Consider the following 746-nt stretch of genomic DNA (forward strand, 5'->3'; position numbering starts at 1 on the left):
CCCAGGCGTGTCTGGACGTTATCACTTCCCCTGCCTTCCACTTTCGTACCGTTGACTTCCGTGTGATTATCGGCTTTCACGCCGGACCATAGCACCTGTGCCTGGGGCGTTATGTAAACGTTGTTTTCCATTCCGCCGGAGGTTCTGTATGAACCCGTATGGAAAACATACCCCGTTTCCAGTGACGCGCTCAGACCTTTTGATTTGTACTTCTCATACGCCAGTTCATCACCTTTAACGGAGTTATCGAACCAGTTCCATGCCATCCAGCTGTCTGCATACAGGCCGGTTTTGTCCTTCGAATTCTGGTGCCAGGTGCTGTAGACACCAGCGCTGTAACCCCACACAGAGCCTTTTGAGTTATAACCGGACAAAGTGTTACGGGAATTACTGTACTGTTTACCGTAGCCGCCCATCAGACCAAGATGCCACGCATCGTCGTTGCCGGTGCTGCCGTTGAAGATATCTGCCCCCATCTGGAAGACTATCCGGTTTGCGGCGTATTTTGACTGACCGTCCGAGACATGTCCTTCCGTATGGCCCCCCACAGAGCGTACCCACAGACTACTTTCGTGACGCTCTCCGGTGGCCAGGTTTGTGTATATCATGCCACTTTGACGGTCTTTGAGACGCATGTTGAACATTGTTGCGGCTGCCTGAAGGTTGGCGGCGTAATTTCCTCGCTCAGGACGATAAGTGTGTCCGGTATCGGCATTGTTATGAGTTCCATTACTATTACCGTTATT

At 51.6% G+C, this 746-nt stretch carries 1 protein-coding gene; it reads right to left on the reverse strand.

The features are described 5' to 3' along the window. Nucleotides 1-746 (reverse strand): autotransporter outer membrane beta-barrel domain-containing protein (locus WFK85_RS23375; RefSeq protein ID WP_336709960.1); only part of this gene is annotated, 746 nt, incomplete at both ends.

The organism is Cedecea sp. VD22, assembly GCF_037150195.1.
In the GTDB taxonomy this organism is placed as follows: domain Bacteria; phylum Pseudomonadota; class Gammaproteobacteria; order Enterobacterales; family Enterobacteriaceae; genus Cedecea.